At 72.7% G+C, this 16,148-nt stretch carries 13 protein-coding genes and 1 pseudogene; 5 read left to right on the top strand and 9 right to left on the bottom strand.

From position 1 onward, the window contains the following. Nucleotides 1-145 precede the first annotated feature (145 nt). Both OG788_RS45285 and tnpB read left to right on the top strand, forming a co-directional pair. Nucleotides 146-720, top strand: a pseudogene (locus OG788_RS45285) (IS607 family transposase). Continuing rightward, on the top strand, nt 717-2,165 hold the full coding sequence (gene tnpB, locus OG788_RS45280; protein ID WP_406368636.1) for an IS607 family element RNA-guided endonuclease TnpB: 1,449 nt from the start codon (nt 717-719) through the stop codon (nt 2,163-2,165). Before OG788_RS45285 ends, tnpB begins: the two are co-directional and overlap by 4 nt. 67 nt (nt 2,166-2,232) lie before the next feature. Here tnpB and OG788_RS45275 read toward each other — a convergent pair whose 3' ends face one another. The 6 genes from OG788_RS45275 to OG788_RS45250 are packed head-to-tail and all read right to left on the bottom strand — an operon-like array spanning nt 2,233 to nt 9,335. Continuing rightward, nucleotides 2,233-2,976 carry an antibiotic biosynthesis monooxygenase gene (locus OG788_RS45275; protein WP_406368638.1) on the bottom strand — a complete coding sequence of 248 codons (744 nt, stop codon included), beginning with the start codon at nt 2,974-2,976 and terminating at the stop codon, nt 2,233-2,235. A gap of 50 nt (nt 2,977-3,026) precedes the next feature. Then, nucleotides 3,027-4,514: an FAD-dependent monooxygenase gene (locus tag OG788_RS45270; RefSeq protein ID WP_406368640.1), complete on the bottom strand. Its 1,488-nt coding sequence runs from the start codon at nt 4,512-4,514 to the stop codon at nt 3,027-3,029. Continuing rightward, nucleotides 4,490-5,695 (bottom strand): FAD-dependent monooxygenase, encoded by a 1,206-nt coding sequence (locus tag OG788_RS45265; protein WP_406368642.1) that lies wholly within the window; start codon nt 5,693-5,695, stop codon nt 4,490-4,492. Before OG788_RS45265 ends, OG788_RS45270 begins: the two co-directional genes overlap by 25 nt. Beyond that, nucleotides 5,692-6,651, bottom strand: a complete 960-nt coding sequence (locus tag OG788_RS45260) for an aromatase/cyclase (RefSeq protein WP_406368644.1) — start codon at nt 6,649-6,651, stop codon at nt 5,692-5,694. Before OG788_RS45260 ends, OG788_RS45265 begins: the two co-directional genes overlap by 4 nt. Next, complete coding sequence (locus OG788_RS45255) at nt 6,648-8,249, bottom strand: FAD-dependent monooxygenase (RefSeq protein WP_406368645.1); 1,602 nt, start codon at nt 8,247-8,249, stop codon at nt 6,648-6,650. The genes OG788_RS45260 and OG788_RS45255 overlap by 4 nt, the downstream gene beginning before the upstream one ends. A 57-nt stretch (nt 8,250-8,306) precedes the next feature. Further along, nucleotides 8,307-9,335, bottom strand: coding sequence for a methyltransferase (locus OG788_RS45250; protein WP_351544484.1), 1,029 nt, complete (start codon nt 9,333-9,335; stop codon nt 8,307-8,309). A gap of 344 nt (nt 9,336-9,679) precedes the next feature. Here OG788_RS45250 and OG788_RS45245 point away from each other — a divergent pair, with 344 nt between their 5' ends. Further along, on the top strand, nt 9,680-10,297 hold the full coding sequence (locus OG788_RS45245) for a DsbA family protein (RefSeq protein WP_406368647.1): 618 nt from the start codon (nt 9,680-9,682) through the stop codon (nt 10,295-10,297). Between the two features lie 67 nt (nt 10,298-10,364). Here OG788_RS45245 and OG788_RS45240 read toward each other — a convergent pair whose 3' ends face one another. The 3 genes from OG788_RS45240 to OG788_RS45230 all read right to left on the bottom strand — a co-directional run bounded on the left by OG788_RS45240 (nt 10,365) and on the right by OG788_RS45230 (nt 12,741). Then, complete coding sequence (locus OG788_RS45240) at nt 10,365-11,243, bottom strand: NmrA/HSCARG family protein (RefSeq protein ID WP_406368649.1); 879 nt, start codon at nt 11,241-11,243, stop codon at nt 10,365-10,367. A 95-nt stretch (nt 11,244-11,338) separates the two neighbouring features. Then, entirely contained in the window at nt 11,339-11,638 is a 300-nt protein-coding gene (locus OG788_RS45235) for a hypothetical protein (protein ID WP_406368650.1), read from the bottom strand. 374 nt (nt 11,639-12,012) lie between these two features. Then, nucleotides 12,013-12,741 (bottom strand): SDR family oxidoreductase, encoded by a 729-nt coding sequence (locus OG788_RS45230; RefSeq protein ID WP_356759641.1) that lies wholly within the window; start codon nt 12,739-12,741, stop codon nt 12,013-12,015. Between the two features lie 321 nt (nt 12,742-13,062). Here OG788_RS45230 and OG788_RS45225 point away from each other — a divergent pair, with 321 nt between their 5' ends. Both OG788_RS45225 and OG788_RS45220 read left to right on the top strand, forming a co-directional pair. Further along, nucleotides 13,063-14,574, top strand: coding sequence for an FAD-dependent monooxygenase (locus OG788_RS45225; protein ID WP_406368652.1), 1,512 nt, complete (start codon nt 13,063-13,065; stop codon nt 14,572-14,574). 13 nt (nt 14,575-14,587) lie between these two features. Continuing rightward, nucleotides 14,588-16,057 (top strand): FAD-dependent monooxygenase, encoded by a 1,470-nt coding sequence (locus OG788_RS45220; RefSeq protein ID WP_406368653.1) that lies wholly within the window; start codon nt 14,588-14,590, stop codon nt 16,055-16,057. Nucleotides 16,058-16,148 lie beyond the last annotated feature (91 nt).

Here is a 16,148-nt window from a genome sequence, read left to right as displayed (position 1 = left end):
CGCCGGTGACGGCACGACGAGGCCCCTGACCGTGCCGGTCAGGGGGCCTCGTCGTGCCGTCGGTGTCCGCGGGGGCGACAACTGCCACGGATTTCCTGATTGTTCATAGTCGTCTCAAGTCAGGCATCTCACGTAGCTTGGTTGTGTGAAGCTTTCGGAGTGGGCGCGTTGGCAGCGCGTGAGCTACCAGACCGCCTGGCGTGGGTGAGGGACGGGAAGATGCCCGTGCCGGTCCACCAGGCGCCGTCCGGGACGTGGCTGGTCGACGAGGTTGCCGCCCAGCCGTCCGGACGCGTAGTGGCGTACTGCCGTGTGTCGTCAGCCGAACAGAAGGCCGACCTGGATCGCCAGGCCGCGCGGGTGGTGTCCGGCGCGAACGGACTTGGCCTGGCCGTCGCGGAAGTCGTGACCGAGGTCGGGTCGGGGCTGGACGGGCGACGCCGCGAGCTGCAGCGGCTTCTCGCCGACCCGGACACGGCTGTGATCGTGGTCGAGCACCGTGACCGGCCGGCCCGGTTCGGCGTCGAGCACCTGGAGGCCGCGCTGTCGGCGTCCGGCCGGCGCCTGGTCGTCCTCGACCCTGCCGAGACCGCCGACGATCTGGTGCGGGACATCACCGAGGTGCTCACCTCCATGTGCGCCCGCCTGTACGGGCCGCGGGCGGCGAAGAACCGGGCCGCCCGCGCGGTGGCCGTGGCGACCGGCGAGGCCGCCGAGTGAAGAAGTTCCGGCCGCAGCCCGGGTTCGTGGTGCAGGCGTACCGCTTCGCGCTGGACCCGAACGCCGCCCAGGAGGCCGCTCTTGGGTCGCACTGCGGTGCGGCGCGCGCGGCGTACAACTGGGCGGTGGGCTGGGTGACCGCGTCCTGGTGGCAGCGCCGGGCCGAGGAGACGTACGGCGTCGCCGGGGCGGAGCTGACCGAGTGGCGGCCGTGGTCGCTGCCATCGCTGCGCAAGGCGTTCAACGAGGCCAAGAGGACTGATCCGCGGTTCGCCTCCTGGTGGGAGGAGAACTCCAAGGAGGCGTACTCCACCGGTCTGGCGAACGCGTCGGCTGCGTTCGACAACTACGCGAAGTCGAAGAACGGCAAGCGGTGCGGCCGGCGGATGGGGGCGCCGCGCTTCAAGTCGAAGCGCAAGGCGCGCCTGTCCTGCCGGTTCACCACCGGCACCATCCGGGTGGACGCCGACGGACGGCACGTCACACTGCCCCGACTCGGCACGATCCGTACGCACGAGCCCGTCGCCGGGCTCCTCGCCCGTGTCCAGGCCGGGACCGCGCGCATCCTGTCCGCCACCGTCCGCCACGAACGCGGACGCTGGTTCGTATCCTTCCACGCCGAGGTGAAACGTGACCTGGCGAGGGTCGCCCGCCCGGGCGTCGCGGTCGGCATCGACCTCGGCATCAAGACCCTGGCGGTCATGGCCGACAGCACCGGCGAGATCCGCGAGGTGTCCAACCCTCGGCACCTCGATGCCGCATTGAAAAGGCTGCGCCGCGTATCCCGTACCGTGTCCCGACGCCGGGGCCCGGACCGCCGTACCGGGCAGCAGCCGTCCCGCCGGTGGGAGAAGGCCAACAAGGCGCGTAGCAGGGTGCACTACCGCGTCGCGAATCTTCGGGAAGATGCCCTGCACAAGCTGACCAGTGCCGTGGCGGCCGAGTACGGCACCGTGGTGGTCGAAGACCTCAACATTGCCGGGATGCTCCGCAACCGGTGCCTGGCCCGGCGTATCGCCGACGCCGCATTCGGCGAGATCCGCCGACAGCTCACCTGCAAGACGCAGTGGAACGGCTGCCGCATTGTGGCCGCCGACCGCTGGTACCCCTCCTCCAAGACCTGTTCCGAGTGCGGCGCGGTGAAAGCCAAACTGCCGCTGCACAACCGGACCTACCACTGCGACGCCTGCGGCCTGGTCATCGACCGGGACGCCAACGCCGCACACAACCTCGCCGCACTCGCGGCAGCCGCAGTAACGGGTACCGGAGTGGCCGGAGACCCGGACGCCGTCAAGGCGTTGAAGCCTCGTGGAGCCGACCGGAAGACCCGCACCACCCCGCCCGGCCGCAAAGCCGGGCGGGGGCGGGCAGGTGGCGCAACCCTGCCGCAACAGCAGCAGACAGAAACGAGAGACCGTCCTCACATCGAAGCCCTCACGCTTTGATGATGTGACGGACCGTCCGGGCAGAAATGCCCGGACGGCTGAGACCTGACTACGGACTCAGCAACGGTCAGACCGTCACGGGCTGCTCGGCGGAGCGGGTGTGCACGGCGCGGTAGCTGTTCCAGTCGGCGCTGGTGATCAGGGAGTTGCGCCGGTCCTGGAAGCCGCGGCGCGCGGAGGACCACTGGGCGTCGGCCTGCGTGCGGAAGGCGTCGTAGGAGTCCTTGCCGTCCCACTGGGAGTAGACGACGACGAAGTCGTTGTCCGCGCCGACGGTGGCCAGGGTGCCCTCGCCGCCCTCCAGGTTGCGCGAGCGGATGCCGCGCAGCACGCTCTGCGAGCGGTAGCCGGGCACGTCCACGAGCCAGGAGTGGGCGCCGGCCAGTGTGGCGGTCAGGGCGCCCTGCTCGGCGGGGTCCACGCCGAGGATCTCGATGACCGTGTAGTCGTCGCGCCCGGGCGAGACCTCGGTGACGCCGCCCAGCGCGGGGTGGCGCCGGCTGGAGTCGACCTCGGTCTGCATCAGGCGGACGAAGGTGGTGATCTCGCGGAAGACCGGGACGGTGTGGTGCTTGAACTCGCTGTCGTTGTAGCGGGTCTCCAGGTCCTGCATGCCGCGCCACTGGATGAAGTTCGCGGTTCCCGGGTTCTGTTCGCCGCGGTGCACCGTGCTGGAGATCCAGCCGGGGAACGCCGCGGTGTCGACGATCGCCTTCATCTCCTTGACGAGGGTGTCGACCCGGGCGCGGGTGTCGGTCTTGAACAGGTTGAGGACGGTCAGGTGCCCGTCTTCGGGGTTGATGAACGGCATGGTTCCTCCTGGGTAGTAGTTGAGTGCCCGCGCCGGCGGGGCGTCGTGTCCTAGCGGGGGTCGCGGGGCGTGCCGAAGAAGCGGCCGAGGGCGTCCGTGAGACCGTCCGTCCCGGATCCGTCCGCGCCGATCCAGGCGATGTAGCCGTCCGGGCGGACCAGCAGCGCCTGGACGTCAGCGAGTTCGCCCTCGGGGCGGACCTGTGCGACGACGACGTCGATCCGGTCCGTCCACGGCTCGGCGGCGGCGCTCAGGGCGGCGTCGCCGCGCAGGTCCAGGACGAAGCCGCGCCCGCCGTTGAGGAGTCCGTAGGCGCTCACCTCGCCGGACGTCCCGGCGGTGAGCTTCAGGTCCGGCAGGCGCCGGCCGAGCAGCGGGTGGCCGGAGCCCGGGGTGTCGTAGGCGATGTCGAGTCCGGTGACCATGCCGACCAGGAGCTTCTGGACGTCCTCGTAGGCCAGCAGTTCGGCGAAGACCGACCGCATCGGGTCCATCTCGGGGCCGCCGAGGTAGAGGCTGCGCTGGGAGAGCGTGTTGGCCAGGATGCGGGCGGCGACGGGGTGGCGCTCGCTGTGGTAGGTGTCGAGCAGGCCTTCGGGGGCGGTGCCGCGGATCTCGGCGGCGAGTTTCCAGCCGAGGTTGACGGCGTCGCCGACGCCCGCGCTGATGCCCTGCGCGCCGATCGGCATGTGGATGTGCGCGGCGTCCCCGGCCAGGAAGACGCGGCCCCTGCGGTACTCGGCGGCCTGGCGGCTGGAGTCGGTGAAGTAGCTCAGCCACTGCGGGTTGCCGCTGTGGATGTCGTCGCCGGTGACGCGTTTGAAGGCGTCGGCCACCTCCTGGAAGGTGGGGGGCTGCGCGGTCGGCCGTACGCCCGCGCCGCGTTCGAAGACGACGACGCGGGTGGTGTTGGGGCCGACGGGCAGGACGACGACCATGCCCGCGTCGCCGAGTTCACCGGTCGGGCGCAGCCGTACCTTCACGTCGGTGACGTCGGCCATCAGCATCTCGATGGTGGCCTCGTAGCCGGGGAAGTCGATGCCCGACAGGGTGCGCACGGCGCTGCGGGCGCCGTCGCAGCCCACCACGTAGGCGGCGCGCAGGGTGCGTTCGCCCTCGGGGGTGTTCGCGCGGACCTCGACGCCGTCGTCGCCGGCGGTCAGTGCGGTCAGTTCCCAGCCGCGGCGGACCTCGGCGCCCAGGCCGGTGGCCCAGGCGTGCAGGATCGCCTCGGTGAACGCCTGCGGGACGCCCCGCACGCCGAAGTTGCCGCCCGGCACGACGGTGTAGTCCAGCGGCATGCCGCCGAAGTGCCCGAAGGGGATGACGCCCAGGTCGCCGAAGTGTTCCAGCAGCCCGCGCTGGCCGAATTCCTCCATGGTCCGGGCGGAGAAGCCCAGGGCGCGTGACTGGCGCATCGGCTCGGTCAGCCGCTCCAGTACGACGGCCTCGACGCCCGCCAGGCGCAGTTCGCCCGCGAGCATGAGCCCGGTGGGCCCCGCCCCCACGATGATCACGTCTGTGTCGAAGTCCTGCATTGCCTTTCCTGCCTCCCCTTGCGTACCTGCAAAAACGGGTGGTCGAGGTTGCTCGCCACCGCCGTCAGATGGGTGCGGACCCCCTCGAGGGCGATCAGTTCGGACCAGAGCGTGCGCAGCGGCCCGGCCTCGGGGCCGGCGAACATCAGCTGTTCCTGGGCCGCGACGTGGTCGAGCACCCGGGCCGCCACGGGGTGCCGCTGGTCGTGGTAGGTGTCCAGGAGGCCGGGGGCGGCCCGGCCGTGCACGGTCTCGGCGAGCTTGTGGCCCAGGTCGACGGCGTCCTGCAGTCCGGTGTTCAGCGCCTGGCCGCCGACCGGCGGATGCCAGTGGGCGGCGTCGCCGGCCAGCAGGATCCGGCCGCGCCGGTAGGAGTCGGCGTGTCCCTTGGCGTCGTCGAAGGCGTCCAGCCACACGGGGGTGCCCTCGTGGATGTCCTCTCCGGTCACCCGCTTCCAGGTGGTGGCGACCTCCGCGAAGGAAGGGGGCCCGGGGGGCCCGTGCTGCTTGTCCGGTGTGTCGCCGAAGGCGTGCACCATGACCCGGGTGACGCCGTCGCGGGTGGCCGCCACCGCGAAGCCGGCGTCGAGCCGTTCGAAGCGGCGGTCGCGGATGCGCAGCCCCGACACGTCGGCGCGCAGCAGCCGTCGGGTCGCGGGGGTGGCGGTGACGGTGAAGCGGGCCAGCCGGCGCACCGTGCTGTGCGCGCCGTCGCAGCCCACCAGGTAGGCGGCCCGCAGCAGCCGGTGCCCGGCGGGGCCGCGGACCGCGCATGCGACGTGGTCCCGGCGGTCGGTGAGCGCGGTCAGTTCGTGCCCGCGCAGCACCAACGCGCCCAGCTCCACCGCGCGTTCGCCCAGGGCGGCCTCGGTGCGGTACTGGGGCAGTTTCCAGTGGCCCGCGTACGGGCTGTCGACGGCGGTCAGGGCGAAGCTGAGGCCGCCGAAGTGGGTGCGCGGTTCGTGCGCGGCGCCGGCGAGCAGCGCCGAAAAGCCGCGCTCGTGCAGCAGTTCGGCGCTCAGCGTGGTGAGCTGGCCGGCCCGGGATTCGGTCATGGGGCGGGCCAGGCGTTCCACGACGGTCACCGGGACGTGGGCCCGGCGCAGTTCGCAGGCGAGCAGCAGGCCGACGGGGCCCGCGCCGACGATGACGACCGGCGCGGCGGCCCGGGCGGAGGTCACGGCCGGGCGGGTTCGCCGGCCAGGCCCTCGGCGTAGGCCTTCGCCAGGCGCAGGGTGGCCAGGCTGTTGCCGCTCAGGGCGGTGCGGACGAAGTCCCGTGCGCTGTCGGCGGTCGCGTCCGCGCCGAGGACCTTGGTGATGTTGTCGGTGTTGATCCGCACCGTGTGCCGCGATGTCACCGACACCCCGCCGCCGTCGCGGTCCTCGATGAGCCAGCGCCCGGTGTGCAGGGTCATCAGGGCGGGCAGCACGATCTGCTTGTAGACGATGGCCGTGGCGGCCTTGCACACGCGCACGGAGCGTGTGGTGTGGGTGCTGCCGTCCTTGGTGCGGGTGTCCATCTCCAGGATCTGCAGGCCGGGCTCGTCCTCCTGCAGCGACACCCGGGCGACGTGCGGGAGCCGTTCCTGCCACAGCTGTGCCTCGTTGAGGAAGGCGTAGACGTCCTTGCCGCTCGCCTCGACGGTCACGGTGTCCTCGAAGGTGAACAGTTCGGCGGGCCCGGCCGCCTCGGCGCTGTCCTTCAGCGCCCGCAGTTCGGAGGCGCTGTTGCGGTCGACCGCCGCGCTGATCCAGTCGAGGTCGGCCGCCTCGTCGGTCGCCGCGTAGAAGTCGTGCAGCAGGCGCACCCGGCACGAGGTGGCGGAGCGGGGCTCGACCACCCAGCTGCCGCCCATCCCGCCGACCGGGTGCTGCGACCGTTCCTGACGGAACGTCACGCTGAGCCGGTCCGGGTCGTGCACGCGCCGGGAGGTCCAGGTCTTGGCGGCGTTGTTCGCGGTCGCCCACAGCCGGATCAGTTCCGTGTCGCCGTCGCGTTCGACGACCTCGGCGTGCACGGTCGGGGGGAAGGTCTCGGGCCACCGGCCGACGTCCGTGATCAGCGCGTACACCGACGCGGCGGGGGCTTGGACGTCGATCTCGTGTTCCGTTTCACGTACCGCGTTCTCGGTCACGTCGTGCTCTCCTCTCGGGTGGCGGAGTCCTGGATGGCGGAGTCTCGGGTCGCGGAGTCCTGGGCCGCGGAGTCTTGGGCCGGCTCGCCGAACCAGCGCCGCAGCGCGGCCTCGAGGCCGCCTCCGTCGGGTGCGGTCCAGGCGATGTAGCCGTCGGGGCGGACGAGCACCGACTCGGTCGCGGCGCCGTCCTCCTCCGGTCCGGCGGGGAAGTCCTTCACCCGGACCAGGTCGACGCGGTCCAACCAGCCGGCGGCGGTCCGGCCGGTGTCGCCGGAGGCGTCGGCGGTGATCAGGACGCCGCGGGCCGGGTGCAGCAGGCGGGCGACCTGGTCGTGGCCGCCGTCGGCGCGTTCCAGTGCGCGGTCGGCCATCCGGGCGCCGAGCAGCGGGTGCGCGGGCCGGCCCGTACCCGTACCGGTGCCGGGGCCGGGGCCGGGGCCGGGGCCGGGGCCGGGGCCGTCGAGGTCGTAGCGGATGTCGAGGCCGCTGACCAGGCCGGACAGGTGCCGGGCCACCGCCGGGATCGCGATGATCTCCGCCATCACGGTGCGCAGCGGTGCGACCGACCGGCCGGTGAGGTTGAGCGTTCCCTGGGCGAGTGTGGTGCGCAGGACCCGCGCCGCCACCGGGTGGCGTTCGGCGTGATAGGTGTCGAGCAGGTGCTCGGGGGCGTGGCCCCGGACCGTCGCCGCCAGCTTCCAGCCGAGGTTGAAGGCGTCCTGCACGCCGATGCTCAGGCCCTGCCCGCCGGCGGGCAGGTGGATGTGGGCGGCGTCGCCGGCCAGCAGCACCCGGCCGCGCCGGTACTCGGTGGCCTGGCGGGTGGCGTCCGTGAAGCCGCTGACCCAGCGGGCCTCGCCGTGGTGGATCGAGTCGCCGGTCAGCCGCTGCCAGGCGTCCGCGACCTGAGGGAAGGTCACCTCGCGGCCGCGGTCGGGCTGCGTGCCGTTCTCGCAGACGATGATGCGGGTGTAGCCCTGCTCCAGCGGCGCCGCCATGACCATGCCGTTCGGCAGCAGTTCACCGATCATCCGCGGCTTGATGTCGCAGCCCTTGACGTCCGCCAGGTACATCTCGCGGGTGGCGTCCGAGCCGGCGAACTCGAAACCCGCCAGGCGCCGCACGGTGCTGCGCCCGCCGTCGCAGCCCACCAGGTAGCGGGCGGTGCACTCCTCGAGTCCCCGCGGGCCGCGCACGGTCGCGGTGACGCTGTCGCCGGAATCGCTCACAGCGGTGAGTTCGTGGCCCCGGCGCAGGGTCACGCCCAGCTCCAGCGCCCACGTCTCGAGCATTTCCTCGATCTTGTACTGGGGGGCGCCGCGCACGCCGAAGTGCGAGCCTTCCAGCACCCCGTAGTCGATCGGGATGCCGCCGAAGTGGCCCTGCCGGGTGATCTCGATGTTCTCCAGGCGGTCGAGGATGCCGCGCTGGTGGAACGCCTCGGTGGCGCGCGCCGTGAAGCCGATGCCGCGCGACTCCCAGCTCCGCTCGGTGCGCTGCTCGAAGACGGTGACCTCGGCGCCGCCGAGGCGGAGTTCGGCCGCGAGCGTCAGTCCCGCAGGACCCGCCCCGATGACTATGACCTCGGTATCCATGGTTCCTGTCCTTGAGCCTCGGCTTCTGCGATGGGGACCGGCTTGTGCCCGCCGGGATCAGACCGGGATCGCCTCGATGATCGAGATCGGCGCGCTGGTGGGGACGGCCCGGGTGACCTGGAAGCCGGCCTTGGCGAACAGCTCGGTGTACTGGGCGAGCGTGCGGTCCTGGGCGCCGAGCATCAGCATCAGCCACAGGTCGATGGTGTGGCCGAGGTGCTTCTCGTTGTTCTCGGGGAGCACGTACTCGATGACCAGCAGCTTGCCGCCGGGGGCGATCGCCTCGCGCGCGTTGCGCAGCGCGGTGACGGCGTCGGCCTCGGAGAAGTCGTGGATGATGTGCTTGAACAGGTAGGCGTCGGCGCCGGCGGGCAGCTCGCCGAGGTAGCCGCCGTGCTCGATGGTCAGCCGGTCCGCGACGCCTGCGGCTTCGAAGAGCGCGGGCGAGTCGACGGTGGCGATCTCGGAGTCGTACAGCACACCCTTGACGTCCGGTGCCTGCTTCAGGATGCCCGCCAGCAGGTTGCCGCGGCCGGCGATGACGTCCACGACCGTGGAGAAGCCGGAGAAGTCGTAGGCGGCCAGGATCGGGTCGGTCTCCGACTCCGAGAGCTCGCCGAACGCCTTGAAGAACACGGCCGCGTACTCGGGGGTCGCGTGGAAGAAGTCCAGCGCGCCCATGCCGCGCAGCTTCGGCAGGTTGGGCTCGCCGCTCTCCACAGTGGCCTGCAGGTGGCCCCACTCCTCGTGCAGCAGCGGGTGGCTCATCAGCAGGGCGAACCCGCGCATCGAGTCCGGCGCGTCCTCACGGAGCTTGTCGGACAGCGCGCTGTGCTCGTACCGGCCGTCGCCGCGCACCGCGAAGACCCCGTGCCCGGACAGCGCCCGCAGGATCCGGTGGGTCGCCTTCGGGTCGGATCCGACCCGCTGGGCGATCTCCTCGGCGGACAGCGGTCCGTCGGCGAGGACGTCCGCAATGCCGAGCCTGGCCGCGACGGATATCGCCTGGGTGATCACAGCACCCTGAATGAGATGGAGCAGCTCGTACGAATCGGACTGGTCACGGACCTCGGGCAATGAGGACATGGCTTTCCTTTCATAGCGCCCTTTTCGGGGTTCCAGACGATAGGTCGGCGCTTCCGCGGCCCGCAACTCCGGAATTATCGGAATTCACTCGAACGTTCAACCAGGGAATTTGAGCGGTTGAACAGCACAATTCCAGCGCCGCTCCACCGGTATTCCGGCCCGCCCTTGCCAGGGTGTTCCGGGGTCGCCATGGAAACCGAGAAGGATCCGGGTGAAATGACGGACCCGGGGCCGGCCGCGGCGGTGCGCCGGCCCCGGCTCGACCCGCGCGGGCGGCGCACCTCCGCACCGGCCGCGCAGAGCGCCGGCCCCGCGATCCCACAGGCACTTTCGAGGAGGACCCGTTGCGGCACGACAGCCCCACCCCCGTGGACTTCTGGTTCGACCCGACCTGCCCCTGGGCGTGGCTGACCTCCCGCTGGATCCTCGAGGTCGCCCGGCACCGGCCGCTGGAACTGCGCTGGCACCTGATGAGCCTGACCGTGCTCAACGAGGGGCGCGCCGACCTGCCCGAGCGCTGGCACCGGGACCTGGCCCTGCGGATGGAGCCGGTACGGGTGTGCGCCGCCGCCGTGCAGGCCTACGGCCCCGAGGTGCTGGGCCGGCTGTACACCGAACTCGGCACCCGGTTCCACCTGGAGAAGGCGCCCAAGGAGCGGTCCACCTACGCGGCGGCGCTGGCCGCCGCGGGCCTCGACGCGGGCCTGGCCGACGCGGCCGGGTCCGAGGAGTTCGACGGCGCGGTGCGCGCCTCGCACCGCGACGGCATCGGCCGCGTCGGCACCGACGTGGGCACCCCGGTCGTCGCGGTGAACGACGTGGCGTTCTTCGGCCCGGTGGTGACACCGGCCCCACGCGGCGAGGCCGCGGTGAAGCTCTGGGACGGGGTGCTCGCCGTGGCCGGGACCGAGGGCTTCTTCGAGCTCAAGCGGACCCGTACCCGGGATCCGATCTTCCTCTGAGCTCCCCGGCCCCGGTCCCGGCGACCGGCGTGGTGATGTGGCCGGCGCGGTGATGTGGCCAGCGCGGTCAGCGCGGTGATGTGGCCAGCGGTGCGGTCCAGTTGTCGCTCAGCCAGGTCTCCAGGGAGACCAGGCCGGGCCTGCCCCGGCGCAGTTCGGGCAGGTCGGCGTGGTAGCCGTCGCGCTCGAACCAGTCGAACATGTTGGCCAGGTCGGGGCGGGCCGCGCGCAGCGGCTCGATGGGCAGCTGCCGGAAGCGGGTCGGGACGCCGGACGCGGCCTCGAACGCGGCGGCCATCTGCGGTCCGGTCAGGACGTCTCCGGCGATCTCGACGGTCCGGCCGAGCCAGGCGTCCGGGTTCTCGAAGGCGTCCGCGGCGAACACGCCGATGTCGCTGGTCGCGATGAGCTGCACCGCGGTCCCCGGGTCCAGCCACAGGCCCAGGACGAGTCCGTCGTCCACCGGGCGGGGGGCGATGTCCAGGAGGATGTCGTGGAACATGACCGGCCGCAGCACGGTCACCGGCAGGTCGAGCGTGGACAGGTGCCGCTCGATCCTCAGCTTGCTCTCGAAGTGCGGGACGCGGGTGTCGCGGTCGGCGCCGCCGACCGAGCTGTAGACGAAGTGCCGCACCCCGGCCCGGACGGCGGCGTCGGCCACCGCCCTGCCCTGGCGCTCCTCGGCCTCGACGCCGCCGGGGCCGCGGAAGGTCTGGACGCTGAACACCCCGTGGACGCCCTGCATCGCCGCGAGCAGCGACGCCTCGTCGTCCAGGTCGCCGCGTACGAGGACCGCGCCCGCCTCCTCGAGCTCCCGTGCCTGTTCCTTGCCCGGGTCGCGGACCAGGGCGTGCACGGTGTGTCCGCGCCGCAGCAGTTCGCGGGCCACCGCCCCGCCCTGCCGGCCGGTACCGCCCAGCACCAGGATCGTTCCTTCAACCGCCACTGCCTGCCTCCGTGTCGTGTGCCGCGCCGGGGCTTTTCGGCCCGGCTTCGGTGATCCGTTGTGATGGCCGCGAACGGCCGTTGATCCCCGGGGGATCAGGCCGCGGGGACCGAACTCGCCCACGCCCGCGCCGGCGTGCCGCGGGAGCCGGCGCCGTGGTTCCGGCCGGCCCCGCCGTCCCTCCCCGGCGCGGCGGGAAGAGCGGGTACCGGCTCCTCGGTGACGGCGCGGACCGCCGCCGCGAACGGCAGCACGTGACCGGCCCGGCCCGCACGCGAGCCCGGGCGCGGGACCGTCACCCGGTACGAGTGCGTGGCCGCGCCCGTGACGGGCGGGGCCGGGGTCGCAGCCGGGGCCGGGGTCGTGGTCGCGCCCGTGGCCGCGGCCGCGCCCATGGCCGAGGTTGTGGCCGGGGTCGCTCCCGGGGCCAGGGGCGGGACCGGGGCCGTAGCCCAGTGCGGGTGCGTGGCCGCGCCCGTGATTGTCGGGGCCGGGGTCGCTCCCGGGGTTGAGGCCCTGACCAGGGTCGAGGCCGTGGCCGAGGCCGTGGCCGAGGTCGAGGCCGTGGCCGAGGCCGTGACCGGGCCCGCAGCCGGGGCCAGCGTCGTGGCTCCGCCCGTGGCCGAGGTCGTGGCCGGAACCGGGACCGGGACCGGGACCGGGGTCGGGGCCGGGGCCGGGCCCGCAGCCGGTGCCAGCGTCGTGGCTCCGCCCGTGGCCGAGGTCGTGGCCGGGACCGGGGCCGGGGTCGTCGCCCGGGCGTTCCGTGTCACCACGGCAGGGGTCCGTCGTCCGCCAGGCAGGCGCCCGACGGGCCGGTCTCGTCCAGCAGGGCGAGCCGGACCACGATCGCGGCCCCTTCGGCGGGGGTCCGCCGGCCGCGGTGGTGGTTGATGTCGGTGGCCACCACTCCGGGCAGGGCCGCGTTGACCTTGACGGGGGTGTCCCGCAGCTCTTTCGCGTACGCGAGGGTGAGCGCGTTCAGCGCGGTCTTCGAGGACTGGTAGGCGATCATGTTGACGCCCGCCAGCGGGGAGCCCGGATCCGCCTGCAGGGTCAGCGACCCCACGTGGCTGGAGAGGTTGACGACGCGTCCGGCCGGGGAGCGGCGCAGCAGCGGCAGCATCGCGTGGGTCACGGTGACCACGCCGAAGACGTTGGTCTCGTAGACCTCCCGCAGGTCGGCCGCCCTCGCCTCGCCGGGCGTGCCGGTGAAGGCGCCCGCGACGCCGGCGTTGTTGACCAGGATGTCCAGGCGTCCGTACCGGCGTTCGATCGTGCGGGCGGCCTCGGCCACGCTGTCCGGGTCCCGCACGTCGATGCGCAGCGCTGTCGCGGTGATGCCGTCGGCGGCCAGCGCGTCGGCGGCCTGCTTGCCGAGCACCTCGTCCCGCGCACCGACGATGACGACGACGCCCTGCTCACCGAGCTGTCGCGCGGTGGCGTATCCGATGCCCTTGTTGGCACCCGTGATGAGCGCGATCTTCTCGACCGTCACGTCCTGCTCCTTTCTCGGGGGTTCCGCCTGTCCGCGCCGGCGACGGTGTGCCGCGCGGTGTCCGGGAGGCCGGGCGGCATGTCTTCGAGAATCTGAATGACGCGCGGCACGCACCGTAGTGAGAAGCGGAACGCGAAGGCATCTCCGATATTGCTGTCGCACGGACTCCGTGTCCAAAGTGTTCACTGCCGTGTTCAAGCACGCCGATTCCGCAGTCGAACACCGAACCGGTGCCGGTGAATTTCAGTTCATTGCGGTCGGACATTGCGCTGGGTAGCTTCACGATGGCCAACCATTGCCACAGTGCAGAGGCCTCAAATAATGAATACAACTGACGTGATAGTGGTCGGTGCGGGTCCTGTCGGCCTGATGCTGGCCGTAGAACTCCGCCTGGGCGGAGTGGACGTGAGTGTCTACGACAGGCTGCCCGCCCCGAGCGGGGAGTCCCGTGCCCTCGGCTTCAACCGGCGGGCCGCCGAGTCGCTGGACCAGCGCGGGCTGCTCCCCCGCCTCGGCGCGTTCCGGTGGGGCCCGATGGGGCACTTCGGCGGGGTCCGCTTCGACCTGGGCATGCTCGACGAGGACCACAGCGGAGTGCTGGGCCTCTCGCAGGCCAGGACCGAGGAGGCGCTGGGCGGCCGGCTGGAGGAGCTCGGCGTCCCGGTGCACCGCGGCCGCGAGGTCACCGGGCTGCGCGAGAGCCCCGAGGGCGTGGTGGTGTGCTCCGAGGGCCCCGGCGGACCGGGCGAGGAGAGCGCCGCGTACGTGGTCGGCTGCGACGGCGCGGGCAGCACCGTCCGTGCGCTGGCCCGGATCCCGGCCACCGGCTGGGAGGCCACCCGGGGCATGTACACCGCGGAGATCACCGGTGCCGTCCCGCGTCCCCGGCCCATCGGCGAGCGTCTGGCGGGCGGCAGCATGGTGGTGTGCACCCCGCTGGGCGAGGGCCGCTGCCGCATCGTCATCCACGACCCGGCACTGCCCGCCCGCCCGGACCCGGGAGCGCTGACCTTCGCCGAGGTCGCCGGCGCGTGGCGGCGGCTGACCGGCGAGTCGATCGACGACGCCGAGCCCCAGTGGCTGTGGGCGTGCGGGAACTCCGCCGCGCTGGCCGAGGAGTACCGGCGCGGCCGGGTGCTGCTGGCGGGCGACGCCGCGCACGAGATCCCGCCGCTGGCCGCGTGGGGGCTCAGCGCCGGACTGCAGGACGCGGCCAACCTCGGCTGGAAGCTGGCGGCGACGGTCAGGGGCCGGGCCCCCGAGGGCCTGCTCGACACCTACCACGCCGAACGCCACCCCGTCGGAGGCGAGTTGATCCGCAACGCCCGGGCGGCGTCGAAGATCTACCTCGGTGAGGACGCCCTGGACCCGGTCCGTGAGGTCATGGGCGAACTGCTGGCCCACAAGGGAGCCGCCGAGCAGGCCGCCGGGATCGTCAGCGGTCTCGGCATCCGCTACGACCTCGCCAAGGGCGACCATCCCCTGCTCGGCCGCCGCATGCCACCGTCGCGTGAACTCACCCTGCCCGACGGCACCCGCACCCGCGTCGCCGACCTCCTGCACACCGCCCACGGCCTGCTCATCACCACCGACAGCGGTGCGGCGGCGCAGCATCTGCCGGGCCGGCTCCCCGACCGGCTCGACGTCGTCACCGCCACCTGGACCACCGGCCCCGACCCCGGCCTGGACGCGGTCCTCGTCCGCCCCGACGGCTACGTCGCCTGGACCTCCCCCGGCACCACCGACGACCTCACCCAGGCCCTGGATCGCTGGTTCACCAACCCCAGGCCCCCGGCCCGCGGGCGGGTCACCGCCTGCGGCATCGACCGCTGAGGAGCACACACAGATGACCAGGGATGTGATCGTCGTCGGCGCGGGCCCGGTCGGGCTGATGCTGGCGGGCGAACTCAAGCTCGGCGGCGTCGACGTCGTCGTCCACGAACGGCTCGCCGCCCCGGCGCGGGAGTCGCGCGGCGCGAGCTTCACCAAGCGCACCGCCGAGTGCTTCGACCAGCGGGGCCTGCTCGGCCGGCTCGGCGCGACCGAGCCCGCCGACAGCCACTTCGGCGGGGTGCCGATCGATCTGGGCCTGCTGGCGGAGGACCACTACGGGCACCGGGGGATCTCCCAGTTCCGCACCGAGCGGATGCTGGAGGACTGGGTGGACGAGCTCGGCGTGCCCGTCCTGCGCGGAGTCGAGGTGACCGGCTTCCGCGAGAGCCCCGAGGGCGTCGTGGTCTCCTTCGAGGGCCCGGACGGACCCGGCGAGGAGAGCGCCGCCTATCTGGTCGGCTGCGACGGCGGGCGCAGCTTCGTGCGCAAGCTGGCCGGGATCGGCTTTCCCGGGTCCGAGGGCCGGCGCGGCTTCCTGACGGCCGACGTCACCGGGATCGACACCCGCAAGCGCCGTATCGGCGAGAACCTGCCGGGCGGCAGCATGGTCATGGCGATGGACCTGGAGAACGGGGTGACCCGGGTCGTCGTCCACGAGGCCGGCACACCGCCGCGCGACCGCGCCTCCCTGACCTACGACGACCTCGCCGACGCCTGGGAGCGGCTGACCGGCGAGGACATCCACCACGGGCGGTGCCGCTGGATCAGCTGCTTCACCGACGCCTCACGGGCCGCCGCTCAGTACCGGCGCGGCCGGGTGTTCCTGGCGGGCGACGCCGCGCACGTGCAGCCTCCGGCCATGGCGCAGGGGCTGAGCGTGGGCGTGCAGGACGCGGTGAACCTCGGCTGGAAGCTGGCGGCGGCGGTCAGGGGCCGGGCCCCCGAGGGCCTGCTCGACACCTACCACGGTGAACGCCACCCCGTCGGCGAGCAGTTGGCGCGCAACGCGCGGGCGGCGATCGAGCTGCGGCTCACCGGCGAGGACATGGACCCGGTCCGTGAGGTCATGGGCGAGCTGGTCGCCCACCGGGACGCCGCCGGCCACCTGGCCGGAATGCTGAGCAACCTCGGCATCCGCTACGACCTCGCCAAGGGCGACCATCCGGTGCTCGGCCGGCGCATGCCACCGTCGCGTGAACTCACCCTGCCCGACGGCACCCGCACCCGCGTCGCCGACCTCCTGCACACCGCCCACGGCCTGCTCATCACCACCGACACCAGCAGTCCGGCGGCAGGGCTGCCCGCACACCAACTCCCCGACCGGGTCGACGCCGTCACCGCCACCTGGACCACCGGCCCCGACCCCGGCCTGGACGCGGTCCTCATCCGCCCCGACGGCTACGTCGCCTGGACCTCCCCCGGCACCACCGACGACCTCACCCAGGCCCTCGACCGCTGGTTCACCACCGAAGACCGGCCCTAGCCCTAGGAGCTCTCGACCGGGGGTCCAAGGCCCCCGGCCAGACTGCCAAGACCTGCCCCGACGCCGGGCGCCGGCGCCGGGACGGCCTCTA

This window comes from Streptomyces sp. NBC_00647 (assembly GCF_045207245.1).
GTDB lineage: Bacteria > Actinomycetota > Actinomycetes > Streptomycetales > Streptomycetaceae > Streptomyces.
This window is presented reverse-complemented; position numbering and strand designations above follow the sequence as displayed.